The sequence below is a fragment of the Tsukamurella tyrosinosolvens genome (assembly GCF_900104775.1).
GTDB classification, from domain to species: Bacteria; Actinomycetota; Actinomycetes; order Mycobacteriales; family Mycobacteriaceae; genus Tsukamurella; species Tsukamurella tyrosinosolvens.
Window position 1 is genome coordinate 4,170,163 of record NZ_FNSA01000003.1, and the last position, 25,783, is coordinate 4,195,945.

A 25,783-nucleotide genomic window follows, 5' to 3' on the forward strand; every position below is an offset into this window, starting at 1 on the left:
ATGGAGGCATGCGCCCAGAACTGAGGTCCGTGCCCGGTGCCGCCCCGAAGGGAGTGGTGTTCGGCGATCCCCACGTCACGCCCGACGGGACGACGGTCATCACCGTCTCCCGCGTGCGGCGCCGGCGCAGCGGCGAGGACCGCGTCTCCGCGATCGGCGTCTACACCGTCCGCGAGGGACGGACCACGTGGACGCCCGCGGTCGACGCGGACCGCATCGCCCTGCTCGGCGTGGCGACGGGCCTCATCGCCGCGACGCTCGCCTCGCTCGCCGTTCTGCGGCAGCCGCCGTGGCCGGTTCTCACCGGAACGATCACGGTGCATCGGGACCGCTAACCCCCTCCGGTTCCGCGACCATCGCGACCTGCACCAGCTCGACGCCGCGGGCGCGCGAGACCCAGGTGCCGCGGCCGGGCGGCTGCGGCGACATCTTCACGGCGCCGAGGACGGTGCCCTCCTCCCGCGACCCGCTCATCACGAGGCCGTCGGCCGCGAGGTCGCGGATGCGGGCGAGGAAGCTCTCGTACAGGCCGCGGGCGAGACCGCCACTGCGGCGGGCGATGATCACCTTGAGGCCGATGTCGCGCGCCTGGGGCAGCAGCTCCAGCAACGGCGCCAGCGGATTACCGGCGGCGCTCGCGACCAGGTCGTAGTCGTCGACGATGAGGTAGATGTCCGGGCCCGTCCACCACGAGCGCTCCTTGAGCTGCTGCGGCGTCACGTCCGCGCCCGGGCAGCGCTCGCGCAGCACCCGCACGAGGTGGTCGACCATGGGCGTCAGCGCATCCGACGACGAGGCGTAGCCCGCGAGGTGGTCGCTCTCGATCACGCCCAGGAGCGTCCTGCGGTAGTCGACGAGGACGATCTTCGTCTGCTTCGGCGTGCCGCCGGCGACGAGGCCCGCGATGATGGTCCGCAGCGTCTCCGTCTTGCCGCACTCGCTGTCGCCGAGCACCAGGAAGAAGGGCTGCGACTCGAACTGCAGTGTCGCGGCGGCGAGCTCGGACTCGCCGACGCCGAAGACCGCGTGCGTGGGCGGCGCGTCCCGGCGAGCGGGAATCCGGTCGCGGAGCACCACGTCGGGCAGCATCCGCACCTCGGGCGCGTGGTCGGCGTACCGCTCGCCGATCTCGGCGACCAGGGCCTCCTGCGCGGCCGGGAGATCGTCGGACTCCGCTCCGCAGGGCAGCGCGACGAGCATGTGCAGCTGCTCGCCGGTGATGCCGCGGCCCGGCCGGCCGACGGGGACCGAACTCGCCACGCGGCGGCCCATCTCCGAATCCATCGGGTCACCCAGGCGCAGCTCGATCCTCGTGCCGAGCTGGTCCTTCACCGCGGGGCGCACCTCGCCCCAGCGCGACGCGGCGATCATCAGGTGCACGCCGTAGGACAGGCCCTGCGCGGCGATCGCGTTGACCTGCGGCTCGAGCGATTCGAACTCGCTGCGCAGCACCTGCCAGCCGTCGATCACGAGGAAGACGTCGCCGAACGGGTCGGCCGCCGCGGCGGGGTGCGCGCGGTACTGGTCCATCGACGCGACGCCGTGCTCGCGGAAAGCCGCCTCGCGATGGCGGATCACACCCGTCACCTCGGCGACGGTGCGCCGCACCCGGTCCGGGTCGAGGCGGCCCGCGACGGAGCCGACGTGCGGCACGCCGGCGATGCTCGCGAGCGACCCGCCGCCGAAGTCGAGCACGTAGAACTGGGCCTGTCGCGGCGTGTGCGTGAGCGCCGTGGAGACGATGAGCGTGCGCAGCGCCGTCGACTTGCCCGACTGCGGGCCGCCGACGACCGCGACGTTGCCCTGCGCGCCGTTGAGGTCCACCACCAGGAGGTCGCGCCGCTGGTCGTAGGGCCGGTCGACGACACCGATCGCGACGCGCAGCGACGTGGAGTCGGTGCGGCGCAGGTGCTGTGCGAGCTCGCCCACGGGCGCCGACTCGTCGAGCGGGGGCAGCCAGACCTCGTGGGCGGGGAGGCCGTGGCCGGCCAGGCGCGCGACCATCGTCTGCAGCAGCGACGGTGCGCCCATACCGGGCGCGGACGCGCCGGGCGCGCCGGTGGGCGGCACGGGATCGCCCGGCTGCGCGGGGATCCGCATGAGTCCCTCGGGCAGCCCCGGCGAACGCCGCCGCTCGATCGGGGCCGGGGCGTTGAGGTACTCCCGGACCGCGGCGCTGCCCACCGTCCCACGGCGCACCGTCGACGCGGCGGAGCTGGGCGGCTCGTACTCGCCGGAGACGTAACTCGCATGGAAGCGTCGCGGCGGGTCGGCGTCGAACTTCAGGAAGCCCGCGCCGGGCGTCGACGGCAGGTGGTAGGCGTCCGGCACGCCGAGGACCGCGCGGGACTCGCTCGCGGAGAAGGTCTTCAGGCCGATCCGGTAGGACAGGTGCGAGTCCAGGCCGCGCAGCTTGCCCTCCTCGAGCCGCTGCGAGGCGAGCAGCAGGTGGATGTGCAGCGACCGGCCGAGACGGCCGATCGCGACGAAGAGCTCCGCGAAATCCGGTTTCTGCGAGAGCAGTTCGGAGAACTCGTCGACGATGACGACGAGCGCGGGCATCGGCTCGAGCGGCGCGCCCGCGCGGCGGGCCTTCTCGTACTCGCCGACGTTGGCGAAGTTCCCGGCCCGCCGCAGCACCTCCTGCCGGCGGTTCATCTCGCCGGAGAGGGCGTCCCGCATGCGGTCGACCATCGCGATCTCCTCCTCGAGGTTCGTGATGACCGCGGCGACGTGGTGGAGCGATTCGAGACCGAGAAATGTGGCGCCGCCCTTGAAGTCGACGAGCACGAGGTTGAGCGCCTCGGGCGGGTGCGTGGCGACCATGGACAGCACCAGAGTGCGCAGGAACTCGGATTTGCCGGATCCCGTGGCGCCGATGCACAGCCCGTGCGGGCCCATGCCGTTCTCGGCGGCCTCCTTGAGGTCGATCTCCACCGGCTCGCCGCGCGGGCCGACGCCGATCGGCACGCGCAGCCGCTCGCGGGCGGTGCGCTCGCGCCACACGGTCTCCGGCGTGATCGCGGCGGCGTCGGCGATGCCGATGAGCGCCGGCAGGCCCGGGTCGGTCGCGCCCGCGTCACCGTCGAAATCGAGGAGCTCCGCCATCGACGCGGGGCGGAACCGGCCGATCCGGCGGGCCGTGACCTGCGCCGCGCCGGCGGTGACGGCGTCCGGCTGCGCGAAGTACTCGACGCCCGCCGCGCTGCGTGCGCCGAGCCGCCGGGCGTCGTCGATGACGAGTTGCAGCCCGCTGCGGACCGCGAGCGCGTCGGGCTCGGGCGAGAGGTCGAGGACCGTCACGCCGTCGATCCCGACGGCGGCGTCCAGCGCCCCGCCGGGCGTCACCGCGATCCCGCGGTCCAGCAGGATCACGTAGTGCGTGCGGGTGGGATCGACGGGCGCGGACCGGGCGAACGGCCCACGATCGGCGAGCTCGGGCGCGATCGCGTCCTCGAGCTCCGAGGCGGAGCCGTAGACGGTGCGCACGGGCCCGAGGCTGTCGCACTCCGTCGGGTGCGCTACGTGCGGAAGCCATTTCAGCCAGCCCCACTCGGCGGAGTCGACATCGGGCGTCGCGACGACGATCCGCACGTGGTCGGGGCCGTGCAGGGCGGCGAGCGCGAGCAGCATCGCGCGCGCGGTGTCGAAGACCTCGGCGCGCGGACCGCTCAGCCCGACGGCGGGGAAGCCGCGCAGGGCCACCGCGACGGGCAGTCCGGGCACGGAGGCGCAGTGCCGGACGAACCGGCGCAGTGCCACCGTCGACACCGGTTCGAGGTCCTCGAGCGGGCCGGTCTCCGGTGGCACGAGACGGGTGGCGAGGCGCTGGCTGCCGACGCCCACACGCACGTGCAGGAAGTCCGGGTCGGCGGGTCGCCGTTCCCACATCCGCCGGGAGCCGACGCAACCGGGCAGCGCCGCCGGATCGGGGTGGATCCACTCGAGGGCCGCGCGCTGTTCCGTACGGGTGCGATCGACCTGGGACCGGATCTGCCCGAGGTAGCGCAGATAGTCCTTGCGGTCCTCGTTGAGCTCGGCCGCGGTGGCGCCGTTGCCGCGGTTGTTCATCCCGTACATGCCGAACATCGACATGAGCATCATGATCGGGAACATCATCATGAACGGGCTCTGCATCATGGCGCTGCCCGAGGTGAACATCAGCGCGATCATGCCGATCACGGCGACCACCATGACCACGGGCAGGAGCTTGCCGAGCAGCCCGCCCGGGACGGCGCGCGGGATCTCCGGCGGCGCCTGCAGCGCCACCTCCCCGCCGGGCGTGCGCGGCGGCGCGAGCCGCTGCTTGCGCGCGAACCCCTCGGTGACCGGCTCGAAAACAACGTCGGTCGTGTCAGCCACGCTCGGCCTCCCCCGGACTGCGGCGCGCCCCCACGCGCCGTCGTGGCATCACTGTGCACGCCCCGGCCCACGGGCGGACGACTTTCGGCGAACTTCGCGCGGAAGGGAACCGATCGCCGCGCTGGTGCGTCCAATGAGTATCGGGCCCTGTTCCGCGGGCGCGGTTGACGGCATGCGAGGGGGCGCTATGACCGACGTGATGGAGGAGACGACCGCCGAGGTGGCGCGGCTGAGCCGCGTCTCGGTGCTGTGCGGCGGGGCGCAGGTCGACGTCTCCCTGCCCCTGCTCACGCCGACGGAGGTGCTGATCCCCGAGCTGGTGCGGCTCTTCGGCGACCGGATCGGCGGCTCCGCCGAGTCGGCGTGGTCGCGGCCGTGGCGCCTCGCGCCGGTCGGGGGCGAGCCCCTCCCGGGCCCGCAGACGCCGGCGGACGCCGGCATCTCCGACGGTGCGCTGCTCGTCCTGTTCGTGGCGGACGCGCCGCCCCCGCCGCCGGTCTTCGACGACGTCTTCGACCGCACCGCCGCGGATCTCGTGGCCGGCCGCCGCTGGGACGAGCGGGCGGCCCTGATCGTCGGCCTCGTGGTGCTCGGCCTCGCGACACTCGCGACCGCTGCGGCCGCGCTGCGGTTGGGCCTGGCCCCGCGCGGCGCCGACGGGGCCGGGCCCGCGGTCGACCACGTCTTCGCGCAGCTGTGGTGCGGCGCGGCCGCGCTGGCTCTGCTCACGGGGTCGCTGCTGTCCACCCGGCGGATGGCCTCCCCGGGACCGGTGCCGACGGCGCTCGCGATGTGCGCCACCGTGCTCGCCGGCGTGACGGGCGCGCTGATCGTCCCGCTCGGTGGCGACGGCCGGTACGGACCCCCGCACGCGCTGCTCGCCACCGCGATGGCGGCCGTGTCCGCGCTGGTGGCCCTGCGCTTCACCGGCCGCGGCACCGTGGTGCACACCGCGCTGCTCGCCGCGGCCGCGCTCGCCGGTCCGGCGATGTTCGCCGCGCTGTGGCTGCCCGGGCATCGCGCCGCGCTCGGTGCCACCGTCGCCGTCGTCGCGTACCTCGTGCTGGTCTTCGCGGCGCGCATCGCCGCCGTCGCGGCGCGCCTGCCGCTGCCCCACGTGCCCGCGGCGGGCGAGCGGATCGATCCCATCGACGACGATCCGCCGCCGACGGTGGCCGGGGTCGGTGCGGTCGCCGCGGGCCTCGACGACGACCTGCCGGAGCGCGACGTCCCGCCGCGCTCCGACCTCGCGCAGCTCATCTGCACAGGCATCACCGTCGGCGCCGCCGCCGCGGGCGCCGTCGCCACCCTCGCCGTGGGAGCCGCGGCGCGCGAGCTGCCGGGGCACCACCTCGCTTTCGCCCTGGTCATGGCCGTCGCCTTCTGCCTGCGCGGGCGCACGCATGCGGAGCCGGTGCAGGCGGGGGCGGGCGTGCTCGCCGGGTCGGTCATCGCGATCGGCACCGCCACCAGCGTGGCCTGGGGGTTCGGCCCGTGGCCGGTGATCGGTCTCGTGGGCCTCGCGCTGATCGGCGTCCTCGCGCTCGCGTGCGGCGTGCTCGCGCCGCGCATCGTCTTCAGCCCGGTGCAGCGGCGGATGGCCGAGCTCGGCGAGTACCTCACCATCGCCGCGGCCGGTCCCCTGCTGGGCTGGGTCTGGGACGTGTACTCGACCGTCCGGAACCTGTGATGGGCCGGCGGATCCGCGCCGCCACCGCGGCAGCGGTGTTCGCGATCGCGGTGCCCGTGGTCCCGGCGGGGCCGGCGTCCGCCGATCCGCCGCTCGACGGCGCACCGCGCGGCCCTGTCGCCCCGCTCGCGCCCACGGTCCAGCGTTCGCAGTGCAACACCCTGCGCACCCAGCCCGGAACCGACTACACCCGACCGGATCACGCCGCCCGGGCCCTGCGCTTCGACCAGGCCTGGCGGTTCACCCGCGGCGAGGGCCAGAGGGTCGCCGTGATCGACACCGGCGTCACGCCGCATCCGCGGCTGGGCGAGGTGATCGCGGGCGGCGACTACGTCTCGTCGGGCGACGGCCGCGACGACTGCGACGCCCACGGCACGGCCGTCGCCGGGATCATCGCCGGCCGGCCCGCCCCGGGCGACGCCTTCACCGGGGTCGCCCCCGCCGCGACGATCATCGCGATCCGCCAGGCCAGCGCGGCCTTCGAGGCGCAGCAGCGCGGCGTCAACAGCCACGGCAACGTGACGACGATGGCGTACGCCGTGGTGCGGGCGGTCGACCTGGGCGCCACCGTCATCAACATCTCCGAGGTCGCCTGCGCGGGCTCGGCGTCCGCCCTCGGCGACGATGCGCTCGGCCGCGCGGTCCGGTACGCCGCGGACCGGAACGTCGTGGTGGTCGCCGCCGCCGGGAACGTCTCGTCCGGCAGCGCGTGCGCCGAGCAGAACGCCGACCCCGCCGCCCCCAAGACTTTCGCCTCGCCCGCGCGGTTCGCCGACCAGGTGCTCGCCGTGGGCGCGACCGAACCCGACGGGCGGGCCGCCGAGTTCTCGCTGGCCGGTCCGTGGGTCACGGTCGCCGCGCCGGGCACCGACGTGACGACGCTCGAACCGCGGGGCGCGGGGCTCGCCAACGCCCAGCTGACGCGGGAGGGCACGACGCCGCTCGCCGGGACCAGCTACGCCGCGCCGTACGTGGCCGGGGTGGCCGCCCTGGTGCGGGCGCGGTTCCCGCAGCTCACCGCGGCGCAGGTGCGCGGCCGCATCCTGGCGACCGCGCGGCGGTCCGCGGGGATGGGCGGGGCCGGGATCGTCGATCCCGTCGCCGCGGTGTCGGCGGTAGTGGCAGGCGAGGCACCCGCGCCCGGCCGGCTGGACGTGTCCGCCGCGCCCGCGCCGGACACCCGGCCGCGCACGTACGCCCTCGCCGGGGTCGCGCTCCTCGCCGTCGCCGCGGTCGCGGCGTGCCTGGCCCGCCGCTGAGGCTCACCGGTCGACGGTGACCGGCGTCCCGTCGCGCGTCACGGAGGCGGCGGCGCGGGTGAGGTCCGGCCCCGCCGGGATCGCCGCGAGCACCGACCACGCCACCGGGCGCGGCTTGTGCTGCAGCCCCAGGATCTGTGCGGTCGCCGCGTTCGGGATGCCGTACCGCACACCGGAGTCCGAGATGTAGAAGAGTCCGTCCCGGCGCTCGCCGCCGGGCTCGGCCGCCACCACGTACTCACCCGAGCCGGACGGGACGGACGCGAAGTCGAGGGCGTCCCCGGCACCGTCGGCACCCGCCAGCGCGACGGGCGCGCCCGGGCCGGGCGGTGTGCGGAAGGTCCGCAGTTCGACGGCGCCGCCGCCCGCGCCGTCGGTGGACGCGGCCGCGCAGACCACCGGCGCGTCGCGCACCGTCCGCAGTGCTGGGCGCCGGTCGGGCAGGTCGCCGACGGGCACGGTGCGCCGAGTCGGTGCCGCGGCGACCGCGGAGGCCGACACCGTGCCGATCGCGGTGCCCGCGGGGTCGCCGGCCCGGATGAGGTCGGCCGCCCAAGCACCGACGGGCTGGACGCCGTCCGCGAGAACGACGTACAGCCGGTCGCGGTCGGTGTCGGCGACGCGCACGACGTCGCCCACGCGGGCGCCGCCCACGGCGCTCGACGGCTGACCGCGCCCCGGGATCTGCGGGACCGCGACGGCGTCGATCGGATCGAAGGCGTTGAGCAGGGGCGCGCTGACCGCCCGGGCGGACGCGCCGTCGATCCCGGCGAGCCTGCGCACCACCGGATCCGACGGGTCCACCGGCGCGCGCACACCGCGGAACAGGAGGAAGTGGTCGTCGTCGCGGCGGACCAGGACCGCGCCGTCGTCCGCGGCGCCGTCGTCGACCGACGAGACCATGGTGTCGAGCGCGTCCCGCGCGGTGGGCTTGTCCGACGGTGCCGGCCGAGTCCGGTCGCACAGGAGCCACGGTGAGGCGCCCTCGGTCCACGCCGAGACGGGGCCGAGGATCTGCGCGGGTGCGCCGACGATGCCCACCTCGGGGCCACGGCGGAAGTCGCTGAGCCGCTTGTCCTTCACCGAGGAGGGCTGCGCGGCCTCCCCCACCACCAGGCGAGCCGAGGCCAGGCCCGTGACCGGATGGAGCACGTCGTCGACGCGGACGTAGAGGGCGCCGGATTCCTTGGCCAGCACGATCTTGGCGTCACCCACCGCGCCCTGCGGGCGCAGCAGTGCCAGCACGCCGCAGCCTCCGGTGATGACGAGCGCGAGCACCAGCCCGACGATGAGCGACCGCGACTGCGACGCCATCGGGTCCGAGATCATGCGCGGGTCCCGGCGCAGCAGTGCATGATCCATCCGTCGCAGGATGAACCGATACCCGCTGACCTGCGCGCGCGTGGTCAACTGCTTCCGCATGACGCCCTCCCCCAAGGTGCGCACCGGCCGTTTCCCCGAAGCGACCGTCCTGGCGCTCAGAATACGGTACTTTCGGGGCGCGGCAGCACGTTTCGGGGGAGACGGCCCGCCATCGACGGGGGAACACGACATGGAACAGGCAACGGGATCGACCGGACTCGTCGCGCCCGGGCGCTGGCACCGCGGGACGTGGCCCGCCGGCGGGGCGGTACTCATCGCCGAGGCCGCCGCGGCCGCCGCAGGGCTCGGCACCGCCGCGCTCGGCGGTCCGCACTGGGCGGCCGCCACCGCGGCGCTGGCCGTGGGCGCGGGGGCGCTCACCCGCGTGCGCGGCACCTCCGGCGCGGAGTACGCGGCCGATCGACTCCGCCTGCGCGCCTCCGGCGGGGCCGTCGTCGAGACGGCTCCGTACCCGGGCGGCGGCGAGATCGGGGTCCGCCGCGCCGACCGGGTGCTCACCACCCTGGTGCGGCTCGCACCACCGGCCCCGCAGCTGGTGGCGATGCTGCGGCACGAGGACCCCGCGGTCCCCGTACGGCTGCTCGCGGACCTGCTCCGGCACGCCGACACCCCGGCCGCCCGGATCGACCTGCTGCTCGCGGGCGGGCGGCTCCCGGGCGAGCCGCCCGCGCCGCGGATGCGCTACCAGCAGCTCCTCGGCCCTCTGCACCGCTGGGCCACGACGGACGTGCTGGTCGCGGTGACCATCGACCCCGCCGACTGCGCGGCCGCGTGCGCGCGACGCGGGGGCGGACCGTCGGGCGAACTCCGGGTCGCGGCGCTCGCGGCCCGGCGGACCGTCGACGTGCTGCGCGCACAGGGCATCACGGCGCTGCCGCTGCGTCCGGCGGAGGTCGCCGGCATCGATCCCCACCCGCCCGCGGGGTCCGTCCCCTGCGATCCCGAGGCGCTCACGCGGGGCGACCTCGGCGCGATGTTCTCCGGTGACGCGCCGGGGCGGGCCGCGATCTCGGTCCGCCCGGGCGAGGCCGGCGGGATCCGCATCGGGGCCTGGCGCACGGCCGTCGGCACGGACGAGGCGGGACGCCGCGGCGACCACGAGGCGACCGGACCCGCCGCGGCGCTCGCCGCGCTCCACGTCCCGCTCGGCGGCAGCGGGCAGATCCTCGGCTCGGACGCGACCGGCGGGCCGGTCGCGGCGCGACTGCACGGCCGCGGCGTCCGCACGGTGTGGGCCGCGGTCGCCGACGACCCGGCGCGCCAGCTCGTGGAGCGGGCCGTCGCCACGGGGGCGCGGGTGCTCATCGTGACGGGCCGGCCGGCGATGTGGCAGCCGCTCGTGAACTGGGTGGGATCGCCCCGCCACCTGTGGATCTCCGGGTGGCGTTACCCGCAGGAGCTCGCGGAGCTCGCGCCCGCCGACTACACGGTGACCGTGCTCGACGGCACCGCCGCGGGACTGACGCCGGGATCCGTCGAGCCCGCGGGAACGGTGTGGCGGATCGAGCAGGCGGGGATCTCCCCGGTGACCGAGGCGGACGTGGTGCTCAGCCAGCCGCTGCCGGGCATGCTCACCGTGCGCACCGACGGGGGCGCGGCGACACTGCGGCTCGTCGCCTAGAGGTCGCTCGGACCTGGAACGGACACGGGTCGGGCCCGGCAGCCGGTGCGGCTGCCGGGCCCGGCCCGTTCGTGCGGCGGAGCGCCTACGCCCAGCCCGCCGCGGCCTTGGAGTTGGTCTGCTGCATCGACACCACCGCGTTCTCGGCCGCGGTCTTGACGCGCCCGAGCAGGTCGTTGATGTCCTCGAAGCTGGTGTTCCACCGGGTCTGCACCGCCTGGTACGCGGTCGCGGAATCCGGATCCTCCCACGCCCCCGCGAACTTGTTCTGCTCGGTGCGGATCGCGTCGGCCTGCTGCATCAGCACCGTGGTGCGCTGCGCGATGTCGTCCAGCGCGCCGCGGATGGTGGCGTAGTCGTAGCGGATCATGTCGCTCATTGCTTTTCCCCCTTCGTCTTTCGGATCGGTCTACAGGCTCAGCGCCGTGATGTCGGAGGTGTTCTGGTCCTCCTGCGAGCGGTAGCTCGTGGTGTTGCCCGAGAGCATGGTGCTGATGTCGACGAGCGCGGTGTTCACCTTCGCCGCGCTCTCGTCCCACCGCGCCATCACGCCGAGGAAGGCGACCTGCGCCGCGCCGGCCCACACCCCCTGCGTCGCCTCCACGTCGCTGCGCAGCTGGCTGAGGGTCGTCTTCATCTGCGCCCCCAGATCGTCCAGCGTGTCCGCGCCGGTCTTCATCGCCGCGAGTTCGGCCTTGGTCCCTGCCATGTCACAACTCCTCCCGCCGGACGTGCCGGCACCGTCGGCCCGCGCCCGGTTGGCGCGCGCCGTCCCCGGTCACGGCGTCCAGCCGCCCCCCGGAAGCTCCTCGCAGGCGCGCCGCAGCGCCCTGCCGATGCGATGCGGGCTGCCCTCGGCGACGGAGATCCACTCCCCCGCGCCCGGCTCGTTCGCCGTCCGCACCACGACCCGCCCGGCGGGCGAGTCGATCACCGCGACCACCGTCGCGCAGCGGTTCCCGCCCGCGTACAGCGTGCACTCGACGCTGCGCTGCGAGCGGGCGAAGACCCGCCCGATCAGCCGCGCCGCGTCGGCATCCACCCCGATCGCGCGCAGCGCCGCACCGATCTCGCCCGCATCGCCCGCCCGCAGCGCAGCCCGCCCCGCCTCGGCCGGGAAGGACGCGGCAACAGCGGGATCCGCGGGCGGCGCCGACCCCAGCACGGGCGCGACGAGCGCGGCCATCCGGTCGGCGGAGCCGTCGCAGTGCGGCAGGTCGACGGTCGCGGTGCCCGCGGCGCGCACGACCCGCGCCGTGAGGTGCCCCGACCGGGCCAGGCACAGCCGGGTGTCCAGCTCCCCCGTCGCGCGGGCCTCGATCCGCACCTGCGGCGCGGCGAGGACGTCCAGGGCGGAGGCCTCGTCGGCGTCGAGCTCCGGCTCGTCCCGCGCGGCCGGGCCGGGCGCGACGGTGCGCCGCGGGTCGGGCGGCGTCCACAGCACCGGCGGCACCTCGGTGCCGAACCGCGCGCTGAGCGACGCCACCGCGTGCGCGGTCACGGCTCCTCCGCCAGCGACTCGCCGTGGGCGCCGAGCACCGCCGGAGCGGCGTGGACCACGAACGCGTCGGCGTCGTCGTCGGCCGCGGTCGGTATCGCTCCCGCGGGCTGCGCGGCGTGCTTCGCCGCGGCGGCGCCCGCCGCGCCGAGCATGCCGGCGGGCATCATCGGGACGCCGCGGCCACCGGGCGAGGACGTGTTCGCCGCCGTCGGGGCGGGCTTGCCGCCGCCGGCCTGGTCGCGTTGCACCGCGCCCACCGGGAACGCTCCGAGGGGCGCCGCCGGAACGCCGACCCCGCCGACGCCACCACGGCCGGTCCCGGAGCCGCCACCGGCGCCCTTGTCCTTCGGGGTCCTGGTCCGCGTGCCCGGCAGCGTGGGCGGCGCGGCGAACTCCCACGGCGCACGCAGCGGTTCGGCCGCCCGCTCGAAGCCGGTCATCACCGCGGCGGCGGTGCCGTGCGCCTGCTGCTCGGCGCGCTCGGAATCCGCTGCGGCGCCGACCAGGGCGGCCACCGCGGGCTCCGCGCCGCCCGCCGCCGCGGCGGCCTGGGCGTTCTCGCGATCCGTGCGGATCCGGGCGGCATCGGCCACCGACGGCATCGCGCGGGCCGCCGTCTCGTACGCAGCCGCCTGCCCGGCGAGCTTGGCCGCGTACTCCGCGAGATCCGCCGCGTGCCGGGCGAGCCACCGCGCGTACTCCGGCAGCGGGCCGGTGCGCCGCACGTCGGACTCCTCGCGACCCAGGTCCACCGCGCCGTCGAGCCGGACCACGAGGCGGTCGAGCTGGACCGCCGCCGCCCCGTACGCCGAGGCGAGCCGCGCGGTCTCCTGGGCCGCGGTGGTGAGCGGCTGTGCGCCCGCCCCGCCCAGGAGATCGCCCGCGAGCCGCTCGGTGGGGCGGGACGCCCAGTCGACGCCGGTGAAACCCGGATCGCGGAGCACGGTCAGACCACCAGTCCGAGGGTGGCGCCGAGTTCCGAGTCACCGCGCTGGACAGCGGTGACGTGACCCGACACCGCCTCGCCGAGGCGTCGCAGATCGGCGACCGCGGTCTCCGCGGCGCGGAGTTGGTTCTCCCCCATGCGCTGCGCCGTGCGGGCCACGGTCACCGAGACCTCGTCCTTGCCGGTGGCGGCCGGCGCGGCGTGCGCCTCGAACCTCTTCTGCGCGCCGCGCAGGTCCTCGACGATCCGGTCGATGCCGCGGGCGATCTCCCGCGCCTCCTGCGGATCCATGCTCAGCTTGCTACCGGCCACGATGTGCACTCCCCCCGACGTTGTTCCCTATCCATTAGACGCACCGGCTCCCGGTACGGTTCCGTCTCTCACAGACGAAGTTCCACGTCCGGCTCGTCGTACTGGTGCGCCGGCAGCGCATCGCCCACCACCTGCGGGCCGACGAGCGGCAGGTCCCCGAGCACGCTCTCGCCGTTGTCGCTGGTGACGAGGTAGTCGGGCACCGCGTGATCGCCCGCCGATGCACCGCGGGCGCCCGCAGCCCCCGCGGCGCCCATCGGCATCATCGGCGCCGCCATGCCGCCGCGCGAGACGACGTCCGCCGACGCCGGCACCGTCCGGGCCCCGCCCTCCACCACCGGGGTGCGGGCTGCCGGCGTGGCGGACTGCGGCTGCGACAGCGATGCGGCCGCCGCACCCACGCTGCCGACCCCGCCGATACCGCCAGCCGTGCCGGAGCCACCCCCGCCCCCGGTTCCCACGCCGGCACCGGTGAGCGTCGCGGCGGCCGGGAAGTCCTCCGCGGCGGTCGATTCCTCGGCCGAGTCGGTGTCGTTCTCCGACGCGGATTCCGCGAGGCCGCTGAGGGCTTCGCCCGCCGATGTGGCGACGCCGACGGCGGTCTTCACCGCCCCGGACACCGTGTCGGTGGCGAGCTTGCCGACGGCCGTGGCTGCCCCGGTCGCCGCGGAGACCACCCCCGGGATGATCGAGGCCGCGGCCTGCGCCGCCGCGCTCGCGGCCGTCGTGGGCGGCGTGGCGACGGGCACCTTGCGGCCTGCCGCACCCACTTGGGCGCTGAGCCCGGAGAGCTGACTCTTGGTGCGCGTCACGACCTCCGTCGCCTGCGCGAGGTGCTCCTGCGCCGCGGCGACGGCGGCGGCCTGACCTGGCGGGAGCCACAGCGACGGGCCGAGCGCCGCGATCACCGCCATGAAGGAGTCGATGATCGCCTGCAGCTCGGCCTCGCCGGTACCGACCACCGTCGCGGCCTCGCCGACCGCGGTCGACAGTTCGGCGCCCTGCTCGGCCACCAGGCCGGTGCCGGTCGCGGCCTCGAGGCCCTTGCCCGTCGCGGCCGTGGCGGCGGGCCCCTGCCACACCGAGGACAACTGGCTGATCGCCTGCATCCCCATCGAGACGCCCTGCTCCAGCGCCTTCGACGCGCCGGACAGCGCCGCCGACGGGTCGAGTCCTTCGAAGCTGCCCGAGCCGAAGGTCGAGAGCAGGTCCGTCATCGGCTTGACCAGCCCGGCGACGTCGAACCCGGGCACCTGCGGCGCTTCGGGCACGCCCTTGGGCGCCGCCGGGAGCTCCTGCTGCGGAGGCGTTTCCGGTGCCGTCGGCACCGGTGGCAGCCCGAGCGCCGCGAGCACCTCGTTGACGGGCCGGTCCAGGAGCGCGCGGATCGCCGGATCGAGCGCGGTGTCCGGGGCCACCGGCACCGCGGCGGGATCGGCCACCGTCAGATCCCCACGGAGCCCAGCCCGGCGACGTTGCCCGCCTCGGTCAACCCGTACGCGGCGACCGTGCCCGCCGAGGACGCCGCGATCCCGCCGTAGAGCACGGCCAGCTCCGCGACGGATTCCACGTGGACGGCCTGCGCGGCGGTGAACGCCGCGAGGAAGTCCTGCCCGATCAGGCCGAGCGCCGGGTTCAGGGCCGCGACGTTGGCCGCCGCGTCCACGGATCCGGCCGTCGCGACCGCCGCCCCGATCCCGGCGTTGGCGGCCCCGAAGGCCGAGATCGCCGAATTCACCGCCATGAACATTGCTCTCCCCCATCGTCTCGAGCGGGCCCGGTGCGAAGGCCCTCATCAATTGGACGCACCAGCTCAGGATTCGGATCCCGATTTCTTCCCGGAACCCGCGATCGTCCGCGGATCAGCTCACGGCGAAATCCGTGTGGAAGCGTTCCATCACCGCGGCCCGGCGCGCCTGCACCTCGCGGGCCGCGACGGCGCAGACGTCGACGATGCGCCGGCCGAGGACGGCACCGTCGGACCGGCAGGCCGCGGGGGTCAGCGTGAGCCCGACGAGCGCGCACACGCCGTCGAGCTCCACGCGGATCGCGCCGTCGGGGCTGGACACCGCGACGCGGAGGTCGTCGAGTTCCGTACTGGTGCGGCGCAACACCCGCAGCTGGTCGTGCGCGCGCGCCTCGATGCGGTCCATCTCGGCGCTCATCAGACCCTCCGCAGCCAGGTGTCGACGGACTCGTCGCTCTCGGGCACGGGCGCGGCGGCGGGCTCCGGCAACCGCATCGCGCGGAGCACGTCCGGCCCCACACCGGCCCGCTCCAGCTCGGCGCGGCGCCGCAGACCCGCGGCGGTCGCGGCCTCCCGGCACAGCCGGACGATGGAGTCGGCCAGGTCCTGCGGCTCGCGCCGGAGCTCCGTCCGCTCGATGGCGATGTGCAGCGGCGTGCCCTGATCGTTGGCCCGCACGCGCACCCCACCGTTCGTCGATGTGGCGATGGTCATGTGTCCCCCTTCATGTTTCATTCCTCCCGCACGGTGCCGACGGCGCGTTCGCACGCGCCGGCGAGCGGCGCCGCGGTGCGCCCCGCCTCACAACCGACGCTCAATTGCGCCGCGCCCGCGACCACGACGTACCAGTCCACGAACCGCTCCGCGTCGATCCGTTCGCGGTAGCCGATGACCTCGCGGCCCGCGACCTGCGTCTTCGGGTTGAGGTCGGTGATGCGCTGGTCGGACCGTCGTGCGAGGGCGGATTCCAGGTCGGCCGCCACGGCCGCGACGTCCGACGGTGCCCGCAGCCGCGTCCGGACGACAGTCACGCGGCGGCCGTCGTCCGCCTCCGCCAGCCGCCGGTCGGGCCCCGGCTCGGTGACCGCCCAGCCCCGCGGCAGGTCGACCGAGGCACCGTCGAAAGCCACGCGGACGAACGTCTCCGCCGGTGGCGCAGGGCGCTCCGGCGCGGACGGCGGCGAGCCGGGCAGGCAGGCGACCGCGCCCGCGGCGACCACGCCGACGGTGCCGGCGCCCGCCGCGACCAGCGGCCAGCGCCTCGGACTCCGATGTCCGGTCGTTCGTTCCGGCGATTCCTCGGACGAATGACCGGACATCGCCGGCTCCGGCTCCGATTCCGCGCGGACCGCGAGCACGACCTGCGGATCGGTGCGCACGACGCGCCAGAGGTGGACCGTCGCCAGTGCCCGGCGGACCCGGTGATAGACCTCGGGCGGCCCGTCGACGAGGGCCTGGTCGACGTCGTCGTCGAAGACCCGCCGGGCGGCGCGGAGCGGGTCCGGGTGGGAGGCGGAGGCGACGGGGCGCCAGGCACCGTCGGCGAGGGCGAGGACGTGCGCCTGCGCCACCGGGCCGCGGCACTCGAGGACGAGTGCGCGGCGGCAGAAGAGCACGCCGTCGGCACGAACCAGGGCCTCCGCGCGCGGGATCACCTCGGCGTGCACGCCGAGCGAGGCTGCTGCGGCGGCGATCAGGCTGCGCCGTGGGCCGCCGAAGACGCTGGGAGCCAGCACCGTCCAGGTGCGTGAGGGCGCGCTGCTGCTCGCCGCGTCGGCCAGCCACTGCGCCCACTGCCGGGTCGCGGTCGCGGGCGCGACGAACTCGTCCACGTCCGGCGGCGCGGCCGTCGACCGCACGGCACCGTCCGGCCCGCGTACGTACCACTCATCCCCCGCGCAGTCGATGACGATGCGCTCCGGGTCCCCCAACCCGATCATGCGGGGGAGATTAGCGCGTGGCGGGCTCCGCCGGAGCGGTTTCCGCGGCTTCGCGCTTCCGGGCGCGGCGGCGGGTGATCACGGTGATGGCGATGGGGATGATGATCGTCAGCGCGGAGCCGATGAACAGCACCTCGAGGTGGTCGCGCAGCAGCGGGATGCCGCCGAGGAAGTAGCCCAGCAGTACGATGCCGTCGCACCACAGGATCGAGCCCAGCACCGAGAACAGCGTGAACTTGCGGTGGTCCATCTTCGAGAAGCCGGCCAGCACCGGCACCAGCGTGCGGACGATGCCGATGAACCGCGCGAAGAGCACCGTGAACGGGCCGTACTTGTCGAAGAAGGCGTACGTCTTGTCCACCGGGCCCTGCCCGATGAAGTTCATGACCCTGCCGCGCATCACCTTCGGGCCGGCGTACCGGCCGAGGGCGTAGCCGCACTGATCGCCGATGATCGCCGCGATCGGCAGGAACAGCAGCAGCTGCCACAGCTGCGCGAAGGGCGTGGGCTGCGCCGCGAAGATGCCCGCGGTGAACAGGATCGAATCCCCCGGGAAGATGAAGCCCACCAGCAGACCGGTCTCGATGAAGATCAGCAGCACCAGGCCGATGAGGCCCGCGGAGCCGAGGAAGCCGGTGACGTCGAAGGGGTTCACATCACCCGAGTATCCACGCGCCGTACGACGCGATCATGAACTCCGGGCGAACGGCGGCTCAAGCTCCGTCAGTCGCCGCAGCAGCCGCCCGCGCCCGACCCCGGGCCGTCGACCTCGCGCTTCTCGCGGGTGATGCGGTTACGCTCGGCGAGCTCGTCGTCGGCGGGGTAGTCGACGCGGACCAGCGTGAGCCCGCACGCGGCGGCCACGTTGATGGCGCTGGAGCGCTCGCGCTCGTCGAGCAGCCCGGCGACCCAGTCGGCGGACCGTCGGCCCTCCCCGACCGCGGCGACCGCCCCGACGAGGGAGCGCACCATCGACCAGCAGAAGGCGTCGGCGGAGACCTCGGCGGTGAAGACTCCGTCGTCATCCCGGCGCCAGGCGAAGCGCTGCAGCTCGCGGACCGTCGTGGCGCCCTCGCGGCGGCGGCAGAAGGCGGCGAAGTCGTGCAGGCCGAGCAGCCGGTCGCTCGCCTCCTGCATCCGCTCCAGGTCGACGGGCCGCCGCCACGGCGCGGTGTCGCGGGCGCGCAACGGGTTCGCGCCGAACGGGGCGTCGGTGAGGCGGTACTCGTAGTGACGGCGCAGCGCGGAGAAGCGGGCGTCGAACTCCGGCGGGGCGATGCGGATCGCGGTCACCCGGACGTCCTGCGGGAGCATGCGCGCGAGCCGGCGGACCAGGCCGTCGGGCAGCACGACGGGGTCCGGCAGGTCGACGTGCGCCACCTGGCCCGTCGCGTGCACGCCCGCGTCGGTGCGGCCGGCGACGGTGAGCTGCACCTGCGTGCGCAGGATCGTGCCGATCGCCTCCTCCAGCACGCCGCACACCGTGCGGCGCTCGGGCTGGCGGGCCCAGCCGCTGAAGTCGGTGCCGTCGTAGGCGATGTCGAGGCGGTAGCGAGTCATGTCGCCGTCAGACTCTACCGGTGCGAGGCCCGCGCGAGGCCCGCCGCCAGGCCGTCCAGGTAGCGCGTGAGGGCGGTGTCGAGCAGCACGTCGGCGTCGTACGGGTAGCTCGTGTGCAGCATCTGCGCCATCACCGGGAACCGGTCGGGGGGCGCCGCGGCGCGCAGCTCGTCGAGCCGGGTGTCGATCCACTCGTCCTCGGTGACTCCCGTCGCCGCGCGGTCCGCGAGCTCGGGCTCGATCGTCGCGCCCAGGCCGCGCACCAGGTTGAGCAGGCACAGGTACTCGGTGAAGGCCTCGCGCTGCTCGAGTCCGGCGGCGCGGAGGGCGGCGAGCAGGTGCTCCGACATCGGCATCGCGCCGGGGAGCACCGCCGGCCGGGTCATCGACATCGCGGCGGCGAGCCACGGGTGGGCCTTCATGCTCTCCCACAGGGAGCGGAGCAGCGCCTCGACGTCGGCGCGCCAATCCGTCGTGCGGGGCGGGATCGGCAGGTCCGCCAGCACGCGGTCCAGCATCGCCGCCTGCAGCTCGTCGCTGCTGGGGACGTAGCGGTAGACGGCCATCGTCGGGATCTCCAGCGCCGCGGCGAGCCGGCGCATCGAGACCGCCTGCATCGACTCGGCGTCCGCGATGGCGACGGCCGCGGCGATGACATCGGCGGCGGACAGCGCGGGTGCGCGCGGGCGGTCCGGGGCCAGCACGACGCTGCCGCGGCCGGGCGCCGAGTCGATCAGGCCGTCGGCCTGCAGCAGGGACAGGACCTTCGAGGCCGTCGCCATCGCCACGCCGTGATCGCGCATGATCGCCCGCGTGGACGGGGCCCGGTCCCCCGGCCGCAGCCGGCCCGACGCGATGCGCTCGCGGAGCACCGCCGCGATCACCTCGGCGCGGGTCACCCGAGCCCCGATGCACTAGTGCACTTCTTGGAAACATCCACGTCAACACTGTAGCGCGATGCACTCGATACGGCGTACGTTCGCCCTATGAATCAGCTCCGAATCCTCATCAGCGGCGCCTCCATCGCCGGTCCCGCCGCCGCCCTCCTCCTCGCCCGCCAGGGCCACCGCGTGACGATCGTCGAACGCGCGCCGTCGCTGCGGGCGGGCGGCCAGACCGTCGACCTGCGCGGCGCCGGGCGCACCGTGATCGACCGACTCGGCCTCGGCCCCGCCAGCACCGAGCGGCTGCTCGACCAGCGCGGCATCGTCAAGGTCGACGGCCGCGGGCGGCGCGGCGCCCGCATGCCCGTCGAGGCCTTCGGCGGCAACGGCGTGGTCTCCACCCACGAGATCCTCCGCGGCGACCTCGCCGAGGTGCTCGTCGGCGCCGTCCCCGCCGACGTCGAGTACCTGTGGGACGACACCGTAACCGCGATCGAGCAGGACGGCGAGGTCGCACACGTGACCTTCGAGACCGCGGCGCCGCGGGAGTTCGACCTCGTGATCGGCGCCGACGGCCTGGGCTCCGCGGTGCGCCGCACCGCCTTCGGTCCCGACGCGGGAGCGCTCGAGCCCATCGGGCTGCGGTACGCGTGGTTCACCGCCACCATCGACGAGGACACCCGGGGCTGGTACCTCATGCACACCGCGCGCCGCGGCCGCGTGGTCTCGGTCCGGCCGTCGCGCACCGATGGGACCGTCAAGGCGGGCCTCGCGATCCGCGGCACCGACGCCCACCGGCTGGGCCGGGAGGAGCAGTTCGCGCTGTTCGAGCGGGAGTTCGCCGACATCGGCTGGGTCACACCGCAGCTGCTGCAGGCCATGCGCACCGCGGACGACTGGGCCTACCAGGACCTCGCCCAGGTGAAACTGGACGGCTGGACCCGCGGCCGCGTCGCCCTCCTCGGCGACGCGGGCTACTGCCCCACCCCGCTCACCGGACTCGGCACCACTCTGGCGCTCGTCGGCGCGTACGTCCTCGCCGGGGAGCTGGGCCGGGCCGATGGCGAGGTCGGCACCGCGCTCGCGCGCTACGACGCGGTGATGCGGCCGTTCGTGGCGAAGGCGCAGGAGCTGCCGCCCGGGAGCCCCGCCGGGTTCGCGCCGATGGGCCGGATCGGCGTCGCGCTCGGGGATCTCACCTACCGGACGGCCACGACGTGGCCGATGCGGCTGATCTGGGCGGCGCAGTTCGCGAAGGCCGACGGGATCGACCTGCCCGCGTACACCTGATGCGGCTCACGATGTCGGGTTCTGCGGCCATGCGCGTGCACCAGCGCACGTCCGCATGCGCAGAAGTCGACATCGTGAGCGGCGTAGCGTCGGGCCCATGACCGATACCGCGCAGACCGTCACCGTGTTCGCCGACGTCCCGCCGTCCGTGCTCTTCGCGGCGCTGGCCCGCCCCGCGGTGCACGCGGCGGCCGACGGCTCCGGCATGCTCCGCGGCGTCTCCGACGGCAGCCCCGAGGCGATCACCGCCGCCGGCCAGACCTTCGGCATGGAGATGACCGACGAGCAGGGCCGCCCGTACTCGGTGGACAACCACGTCACCGCGTTCGAGCCGGGCACGCGGATCGCGTGGCTGCCCGCCGGGCGGGGGAAGCCGCCGGTCGGCGTCGAATGGTCGTGGACGTTCACCCCGGAGGGAGACGGGACACTGATCGCCGTCACCTGCGACTGGTCGCGCGTGACCAACGAGGCGTACCTGGCTCGGTTCACGCTGCCGCGGGTGTCGGCGGAGAAGGTGCGGGCCACCGTCGACGCCGTGATCGCGGCGACGCGGGACTGCCCCCCGAGTAGGTAGCACTGCGCGTGGAAGAAGTCCCAGGTCGGCATCTGGGCTAACGCTGTTACGTCGGGAAACGACGAAGCCCGCCGCCTGCGGTGCAGGTGGCGGGCTTGCGTGCGGGGGTGACTACTCCGAGTCGGAGGCGTCCTCCTGCTGCGACTTCGGCAGCGAGTAGCCCGCGGCCTCGGCCGAAGCCTCGTCCGCGAACCAGATCTCGGCGACCGTCGACTCGAAGAAGCGGGTACCGGGGCGGTGGTACAGCTTCGAGTCGGCGTTGCCCTTGATCGGGAAGCCCTCGGGGGCCTCGTTCACGTCCTCGAGCGGCGCGTGCGCGCCGGCGGGGAGGTCCGAGCCCTCGGCCGGAGCCTCGGTCTCGGTGATCTCCGCAGCCTCGACGGCGGCGGACTTGGCAGCGGCCTGCGAGGCGGCGACGCGGGTGGCGCGCGACGCCTCGGTGGCGGCGAGCTGCTCGGTCACGATCTCGATGACCGCCATGGGGGCGTTGTCGCCCTTCCGGTTCTCGGTCTTGATGATCCGGGTGTAGCCGCCCTGACGGTCGGCGACGGCCGGAGCGATCTCCGCGAACAGCACGTGCACGACGTCCTTGTTGCGGATCTCCTTCATGACCTCGCGGCGGTTGGCCAGCTTGCCGTGCTTGGCATGGCTGATCAGCTTCTCCGCGTAGGGACGCAGGCGCTTGGCGCGGGACTCGGTGGTCTCGATGCGGCCGTGCTCGAAGAGCGCGGTCGCGAGGTTCGCCAGAATGTGCTTCTGGTGCGAGGCCGAGCCGCCCATCCGGGCGCCCTTAGTGGGCCTAGGCATTGTTTCTCCTGTGGGGTTTTACGAGCTGGTTAGCTCAGAGCTGCTCGGTCTCGGCGTAATCCTGGTCGCCATCGGCGTCGCCCGAGAACGACGGCTCGTCGCTCCAGGTACCGGTGGCCGGGTCGTACCCGTCGACCTGCGACGGATCGAACGACGCGGGGCTGTCCTTGAGGGCCAGACCCAGCGCGTGCAGCTTGACCTTGACCTCGTCGATCGACTTCTGACCGAAGTTGCGGATGTCGAGAAGATCGGACTCGGTGCGGGCCACGAGCTCGCCCACGGTGTGCACACCCTCGCGCTTGAGGCAGTTGTACGAGCGCACCGTCAGGTCGAGGTCCTCGATCGGCAGCGAGAACGCCGCGATGTGGTCGGCCTCGGCCGGCGACGGGCCGATCTCGATGCCCTCGGCCTCGACGTTGAGCTCCCGGGCGAGCCCGAACAGCTCGACCAGGGTCTTGCCCGCCGACGCCAGCGCGTCACGCGCGGTCATCGAGTTCTTGGTCTCGACGTCCAGGATCAGACGATCGAAGTCGGTGCGCTGCTCGACACGGGTGGCCTCGACCTTGTAGGTCACCTTCAGCACGGGCGAGTAGATCGAGTCGACCGGAATGCGGCCGATCTCGGCGCCCGACGCCTTGTTCTGCACGGCCGGCACGTAGCCGCGGCCCCGCTCGACGACGAGCTCGATCTCGAGCTTGCCCTTGTCGTTCAGGGTGGCGATGTGCAGGTCGGGGTTGTGGACGGTGACCGACGCCGGCGGGACGATGTCGCCCGCGGTGACGGCGCCCGGACCCTGCTTGCGCACGTACATGGTGACCGGCTCGTCGTCCTCCGACGAAACGACCAGGCCCTTGAGGTTCAGGATGATGTCGGTGACATCCTCCTTCACGCCGGGGACCGTGGTGAACTCGTGCAGCACGCCGTCGATGCGGATGCTGGTCACGGCCGCGCCCGGGATGGACGACAGCAGCGTGCGGCGGAGCGAGTTGCCCAGCGTGTAACCGAAGCCCGGCTCCAGCGGCTCGATGATGAACTTCGAGCGCGCCTCGGAGATGACCTCTTCGCTGAGGGTGGGTCGCTGCGAGATGAGCATTGAGTATTCCTTCTCTCTGGGCGTCCGCTATTTGACGCCCGTAGAGGGCCGCCGGCGATCTACCGGCGGCCCGTACTACTTACTTCGAGTAGTACTCGACGATGAGCTGCTCCTGGAAGGGCACGACGATCTGCTCACGCTCGGGCACGCGGTGCACGAGGATGCGCAGGTTCGACGGGACCACCTGGAGCCAAGCCGGAGCGGTGCGCTCGCCGATGGTCTCACGCGCGATCTGGAACGGCGTGGTGCCGAGCGACTTCGGGCGGACGTCGATGATGTCGTACTGCGAGACGCGGTACGAGGGAACGTCGACGCGGACGCCGTTCACCGTGAAGTGACCGTGGGTCACCAGCTGGCGGGCCTGACGGCGGGTACGCGTCAGGCCGGCGCGGTACACGACGTTGTCGAGGCGGGTCTCGAGGATCTGCAGCAGGGCGTCACCGGTCTTACCGGTGGCGGCCTTCGCCTCCTTGTAGTAGCGGGAGAACTGCTTCTCCATCACGCCGTACATGAAGCGGGCCTTCTGCTTCTCCTTGAGCTGCAGGAGGTACTCGGACTCCTTGATCCGCGCGCGGCCGTGCTGGCCGGGCGGGTACGGACGACGCTCGAACGCCTCGGAACCGCCGACGAGGTCGACGCCCAGACGACGGGACTTACGGGTGACAGGGCCGGTATAACGAGCCATGGTTTCTCTCTCCTACCTTCCCTAGACCCGACGCCGCTTGGGCGGACGGCAGCCGTTGTGCGGCTGCGGCGTCACGTCGGAAATGGTGCCCACCTCGAGGCCGGCGGCCTGCAGCGAGCGGATTGCGGTCTCGCGGCCCGAGCCCGGGCCCTTGACGAAGACGTCGACCTTCTTGACGCCGTTCTCCTGCGCCTTGCGGGCAGCGTTCTCGGCGGCGAGCTGCGCGGCGAACGGGGTGCTCTTGCGCGAGCCCTTGAAGCCGACGTGGCCCGAGGAGGCCCAGCTGATCACGTTGCCGCTGGGGTCCGTGATCGAGACGATCGTGTTGTTGAACGTGCTCTTGATGTGAGCGTGGCCGTGCGGGACGTTCTTCTTTTCGCGACGACGCGAAACGCCCTTCTTCGCGCCCGTGGCGCGCGACTTCGGAGGCATTACTTCTTCTTTCCGGCGATGGTCTTCTTCGGACCCTTACGGGTGCGAGCGTTGGTCTTGGTGCGCTGGCCACGCACGGGCAGGCCACGACGGTGGCGGATGCCCTGGTAGCACTGGATCTCGATCTTGCGACGGATGTCGGCCTGCACCTCACGGCGCAGGTCGCCCTCGACCTTGTAGTCCGTGCCCTCGATGAAGTCACGGAGCTTGGTCAGGTCCTCGTCGCTGAGGTCCTTGCTGCGCAGATCCGGGCTCACACCGGTCTCGGCGAGAATCTCAGTCGCGCGGGTACGGCCGATGCCGTAGATGTAGGTCAGTGCGATCTCCATGCGCTTCTCGCGCGGGAGATCGACACCCATGAGACGTGCCATTCTTGGCGGTTTCCTTCTTCTAAGTCGGAGGTCTGCTCCCCGTCCGTCCCCGGTGGTTCCGGCGCTTTCACGCCGGCCGAGGCCCCGGCCTCCGAGCCGGGGGTTCACAGGGGCTCGTCTGCCCCTGCTGGTGCGGAGAGGTCATCGTGTGTTCAAGCGGCGAACCGCTCGAAGCGCACTGATCTAGCCCTGACGCTGCTTGTGACGCAGGTTGTCGCAGATCACCATGACCCGGCCGTTGCGGCGGATCACCTTGCACTTCTCGCAGATCGGCTTGACGCTGGGGTTGACCTTCACGTCAGTCCTATCCAGTTGTTCTCAGTGTTTTTCCGCACCGCCACCGGTAGCCGGAGGGGTGCCACGACACGCACGACGAAGCCGCGCACGCACGCGATGATCCAGTGTACGCTCCGCGACCGTCGGCCCCAAATCAGCCACGAACCGCGTGCGCTGACCCGCGCGCAAGGAGGCTCTCATGCTAGCCTCAGGAACGACCGGTGATGCACTATTCACCACTCTTGATTCCGTGATCTGATCCCTCGATCCCGATAGGACCCGCGATGCGTCTGTCCCCCTCCCGCCGCCTGGGCGTCGCCGCGACCGCCGCCATCGGCGTCGCGACCTCCCTCCTCGTCTCCGCCGCGCCCGCCGCGGCCGCACCGCGCATCGTCGTGGGCCCCGGCTCCGAGATCGACGTCGTGCAGAACGAGACGGCCGAGGGCATCGAGGTCGCCGCGTGCACCCTCGGCGTGCTCGCGACCACCCCCGACGGCCGCCGCGTGGGCGTCACCGCCGGCCACTGCGGCAAGGTCGGCCAGGAGGTCACCGTGCCCGCGCCCGGCCAGGCCCGCGCGCTCATCTCCGTGGGGAAGTTCGAGAAGTCGTCGAACCCGCCCACCAAGATCGTCGACGGCCGCGAGGTCTCGACCAACATCTCGCACCCCGACTGGGGCACCGTCTCCTTCAAGCCCGGCGTGCCGCTGGTCAACCGCCTCGGCAAGGCCGCCCCCCGCTCGCTCGGCAAGGCCCGGATCGGCGACAAGGTGTGCAGTCAGGGCCGCACCAGCGGCTGGGTCTGCGGCGCCGTCACGGACGTGACCGCCAACCGCTTCCGCACCGACCTCAAGCTGCGCTCCGGCGACAGCGGCGCCTCGCTGATCCGCCTGTCCGACGGTGCCGCGCTCGGCATCCACGCCACCGGCTCGTCCGAGCCCGGCCGCGACGGCTCGGAGGTCTCGGACTACTGGGACCTGGGCTTCGTCCTCGCCCAGGCGGGCGGCCTGCGCCTGGCGGTCTAGCACCCCGAACACGAAGAAGACCCACCCC

At 73.7% G+C, this 25,783-nt stretch carries 28 protein-coding genes; 7 read left to right on the forward strand and 21 right to left on the reverse strand.

Features of this window, described 5'->3' with window-relative positions; genetic code table 11:
- Positions 1-8 precede the first annotated feature (8 nt).
- Positions 9-335 (forward strand): hypothetical protein, encoded by a 327-nt coding sequence (locus BLW32_RS22625; protein ID WP_068741564.1) that lies wholly within the window; start codon positions 9-11, stop codon positions 333-335.
- Here BLW32_RS22625 and eccCa read toward each other — a convergent pair.
- Positions 313-4,362 (reverse strand): type VII secretion protein EccCa, encoded by a 4,050-nt coding sequence (eccCa, locus tag BLW32_RS22630; protein WP_068741563.1) that lies wholly within the window; start codon positions 4,360-4,362, stop codon positions 313-315. The genes BLW32_RS22625 and eccCa overlap by 23 nt on opposite strands.
- A 187-nt stretch (positions 4,363-4,549) precedes the next feature.
- On the opposite strand from eccCa, the gene eccD reads away from it, so the two are divergent.
- Together eccD and mycP are read left to right on the forward strand one after the other, a co-directional pair.
- Positions 4,550-6,052 carry a type VII secretion integral membrane protein EccD gene (eccD, locus tag BLW32_RS22635; RefSeq protein WP_068741562.1) on the forward strand — a complete coding sequence of 501 codons (1,503 nt, stop codon included), beginning with the start codon at positions 4,550-4,552 and terminating at the stop codon, positions 6,050-6,052.
- Positions 6,052-7,311 (forward strand): type VII secretion-associated serine protease mycosin, encoded by a 1,260-nt coding sequence (gene mycP / locus BLW32_RS22640; protein WP_068741561.1) that lies wholly within the window; start codon positions 6,052-6,054, stop codon positions 7,309-7,311. Before eccD ends, mycP begins: the two co-directional genes overlap by 1 nt.
- Before the next feature lie 3 nt (positions 7,312-7,314).
- Here mycP and eccB read toward each other — a convergent pair whose 3' ends face one another.
- Entirely contained in the window at positions 7,315-8,733 is a 1,419-nt protein-coding gene (eccB, locus tag BLW32_RS22645; RefSeq protein WP_074851061.1) for a type VII secretion protein EccB, read from the reverse strand.
- Positions 8,734-8,863: 130 nt separating this feature from the next.
- On the opposite strand from eccB, the gene BLW32_RS22650 reads away from it, so the two are divergent.
- The gene (locus tag BLW32_RS22650; RefSeq protein ID WP_068741559.1) at positions 8,864-10,315 is read left to right on the forward strand and encodes a type VII secretion protein EccE; all 1,452 of its coding nucleotides are present in this window, start codon (positions 8,864-8,866) and stop codon (positions 10,313-10,315) included.
- 85 nt (positions 10,316-10,400) lie between these two features.
- Here the strand turns inward: BLW32_RS22650 and BLW32_RS22655 are convergent, their stop codons facing one another.
- The 13 genes from BLW32_RS22655 to BLW32_RS22715 all read right to left on the reverse strand — a co-directional run bounded on the left by BLW32_RS22655 (position 10,401) and on the right by BLW32_RS22715 (position 19,220).
- The gene (locus BLW32_RS22655) at positions 10,401-10,694 is read right to left on the reverse strand and encodes a WXG100 family type VII secretion target (RefSeq protein WP_068522608.1); all 294 of its coding nucleotides are present in this window, start codon (positions 10,692-10,694) and stop codon (positions 10,401-10,403) included.
- A 30-nt stretch (positions 10,695-10,724) separates the two neighbouring features.
- On the reverse strand, positions 10,725-11,024 hold the full coding sequence (locus BLW32_RS22660; RefSeq protein WP_068522610.1) for a WXG100 family type VII secretion target: 300 nt from the start codon (positions 11,022-11,024) through the stop codon (positions 10,725-10,727).
- Positions 11,025-11,093: 69 nt separating this feature from the next.
- Complete coding sequence (locus tag BLW32_RS22665; protein ID WP_068741558.1) at positions 11,094-11,816, reverse strand: ESX secretion-associated protein EspG; 723 nt, start codon at positions 11,814-11,816, stop codon at positions 11,094-11,096.
- Positions 11,813-12,760 (reverse strand): PPE domain-containing protein, encoded by a 948-nt coding sequence (locus BLW32_RS22670; protein ID WP_068741557.1) that lies wholly within the window; start codon positions 12,758-12,760, stop codon positions 11,813-11,815. The genes BLW32_RS22665 and BLW32_RS22670 overlap by 4 nt, the downstream gene beginning before the upstream one ends.
- A gap of 2 nt (positions 12,761-12,762) precedes the next feature.
- Positions 12,763-13,053 (reverse strand): PE domain-containing protein, encoded by a 291-nt coding sequence (locus tag BLW32_RS22675; RefSeq protein ID WP_139286293.1) that lies wholly within the window; start codon positions 13,051-13,053, stop codon positions 12,763-12,765.
- Between the two features lie 89 nt (positions 13,054-13,142).
- Positions 13,143-14,516, reverse strand: a complete 1,374-nt coding sequence (locus BLW32_RS22680; protein ID WP_068741556.1) for a hypothetical protein — start codon at positions 14,514-14,516, stop codon at positions 13,143-13,145.
- A 2-nt stretch (positions 14,517-14,518) separates the two neighbouring features.
- A complete protein-coding gene (locus BLW32_RS22685; protein ID WP_225535597.1) occupies positions 14,519-14,818 on the reverse strand; it encodes a hypothetical protein in 300 nt (99 codons plus the stop codon).
- Positions 14,819-14,936: 118 nt separating this feature from the next.
- Positions 14,937-15,239, reverse strand: coding sequence for a YbaB/EbfC family nucleoid-associated protein (locus BLW32_RS22690; protein WP_068741555.1), 303 nt, complete (start codon positions 15,237-15,239; stop codon positions 14,937-14,939).
- Positions 15,239-15,535: a hypothetical protein gene (locus BLW32_RS22695; RefSeq protein WP_068522624.1), complete on the reverse strand. Its 297-nt coding sequence runs from the start codon at positions 15,533-15,535 to the stop codon at positions 15,239-15,241. Before BLW32_RS22695 ends, BLW32_RS22690 begins: the two co-directional genes overlap by 1 nt.
- A 17-nt stretch (positions 15,536-15,552) precedes the next feature.
- Positions 15,553-16,761 carry a type VII secretion-associated protein gene (locus tag BLW32_RS22700; protein ID WP_068741554.1) on the reverse strand — a complete coding sequence of 403 codons (1,209 nt, stop codon included), beginning with the start codon at positions 16,759-16,761 and terminating at the stop codon, positions 15,553-15,555.
- Positions 16,762-16,771: 10 nt separating this feature from the next.
- Complete coding sequence (locus tag BLW32_RS22705; protein ID WP_068522628.1) at positions 16,772-17,416, reverse strand: DedA family protein; 645 nt, start codon at positions 17,414-17,416, stop codon at positions 16,772-16,774.
- Positions 17,417-17,484: 68 nt separating this feature from the next.
- Complete coding sequence (gene truA / locus BLW32_RS22710; RefSeq protein WP_068741553.1) at positions 17,485-18,321, reverse strand: tRNA pseudouridine(38-40) synthase TruA; 837 nt, start codon at positions 18,319-18,321, stop codon at positions 17,485-17,487.
- Between the two features lie 14 nt (positions 18,322-18,335).
- Complete coding sequence (locus tag BLW32_RS22715; protein WP_068741552.1) at positions 18,336-19,220, reverse strand: winged helix-turn-helix domain-containing protein; 885 nt, start codon at positions 19,218-19,220, stop codon at positions 18,336-18,338.
- Between the two features lie 87 nt (positions 19,221-19,307).
- Between BLW32_RS22715 and BLW32_RS22720 the strand changes: the two genes are divergently transcribed.
- Both BLW32_RS22720 and BLW32_RS22725 read left to right on the forward strand, forming a co-directional pair.
- The gene (locus tag BLW32_RS22720; RefSeq protein WP_068741551.1) at positions 19,308-20,495 is read left to right on the forward strand and encodes an FAD-dependent monooxygenase; all 1,188 of its coding nucleotides are present in this window, start codon (positions 19,308-19,310) and stop codon (positions 20,493-20,495) included.
- Between the two features lie 97 nt (positions 20,496-20,592).
- On the forward strand, positions 20,593-21,069 hold the full coding sequence (locus tag BLW32_RS22725) for an SRPBCC domain-containing protein (protein WP_068741550.1): 477 nt from the start codon (positions 20,593-20,595) through the stop codon (positions 21,067-21,069).
- A gap of 111 nt (positions 21,070-21,180) precedes the next feature.
- Here BLW32_RS22725 and rplQ read toward each other — a convergent pair whose 3' ends face one another.
- From rplQ to rpmJ, 6 genes are all read right to left on the reverse strand, one after another.
- Positions 21,181-21,876: a 50S ribosomal protein L17, sunset domain variant gene (rplQ, locus tag BLW32_RS22730; protein ID WP_068522635.1), complete on the reverse strand. Its 696-nt coding sequence runs from the start codon at positions 21,874-21,876 to the stop codon at positions 21,181-21,183.
- Between the two features lie 34 nt (positions 21,877-21,910).
- Complete coding sequence (locus tag BLW32_RS22735; protein WP_068522636.1) at positions 21,911-22,969, reverse strand: DNA-directed RNA polymerase subunit alpha; 1,059 nt, start codon at positions 22,967-22,969, stop codon at positions 21,911-21,913.
- Positions 22,970-23,048: 79 nt separating this feature from the next.
- Entirely contained in the window at positions 23,049-23,654 is a 606-nt protein-coding gene (rpsD, locus tag BLW32_RS22740) for a 30S ribosomal protein S4 (RefSeq protein WP_068522637.1), read from the reverse strand.
- 21 nt (positions 23,655-23,675) lie between these two features.
- A complete protein-coding gene (gene rpsK / locus BLW32_RS22745) occupies positions 23,676-24,086 on the reverse strand; it encodes a 30S ribosomal protein S11 (RefSeq protein WP_068522638.1) in 411 nt (136 codons plus the stop codon).
- Positions 24,086-24,457: a 30S ribosomal protein S13 gene (gene rpsM, locus BLW32_RS22750; protein WP_068522639.1), complete on the reverse strand. Its 372-nt coding sequence runs from the start codon at positions 24,455-24,457 to the stop codon at positions 24,086-24,088. Before rpsM ends, rpsK begins: the two co-directional genes overlap by 1 nt.
- 183 nt (positions 24,458-24,640) lie before the next feature.
- Complete coding sequence (rpmJ, locus tag BLW32_RS22755) at positions 24,641-24,754, reverse strand: 50S ribosomal protein L36 (protein ID WP_013127970.1); 114 nt, start codon at positions 24,752-24,754, stop codon at positions 24,641-24,643.
- 263 nt (positions 24,755-25,017) lie between these two features.
- Between rpmJ and BLW32_RS22760 the strand changes: the two genes are divergently transcribed.
- On the forward strand, positions 25,018-25,755 hold the full coding sequence (locus BLW32_RS22760; RefSeq protein ID WP_068741549.1) for a chymotrypsin family serine protease: 738 nt from the start codon (positions 25,018-25,020) through the stop codon (positions 25,753-25,755).
- The last annotated feature ends 28 nt before the right edge of the window (positions 25,756-25,783 follow it).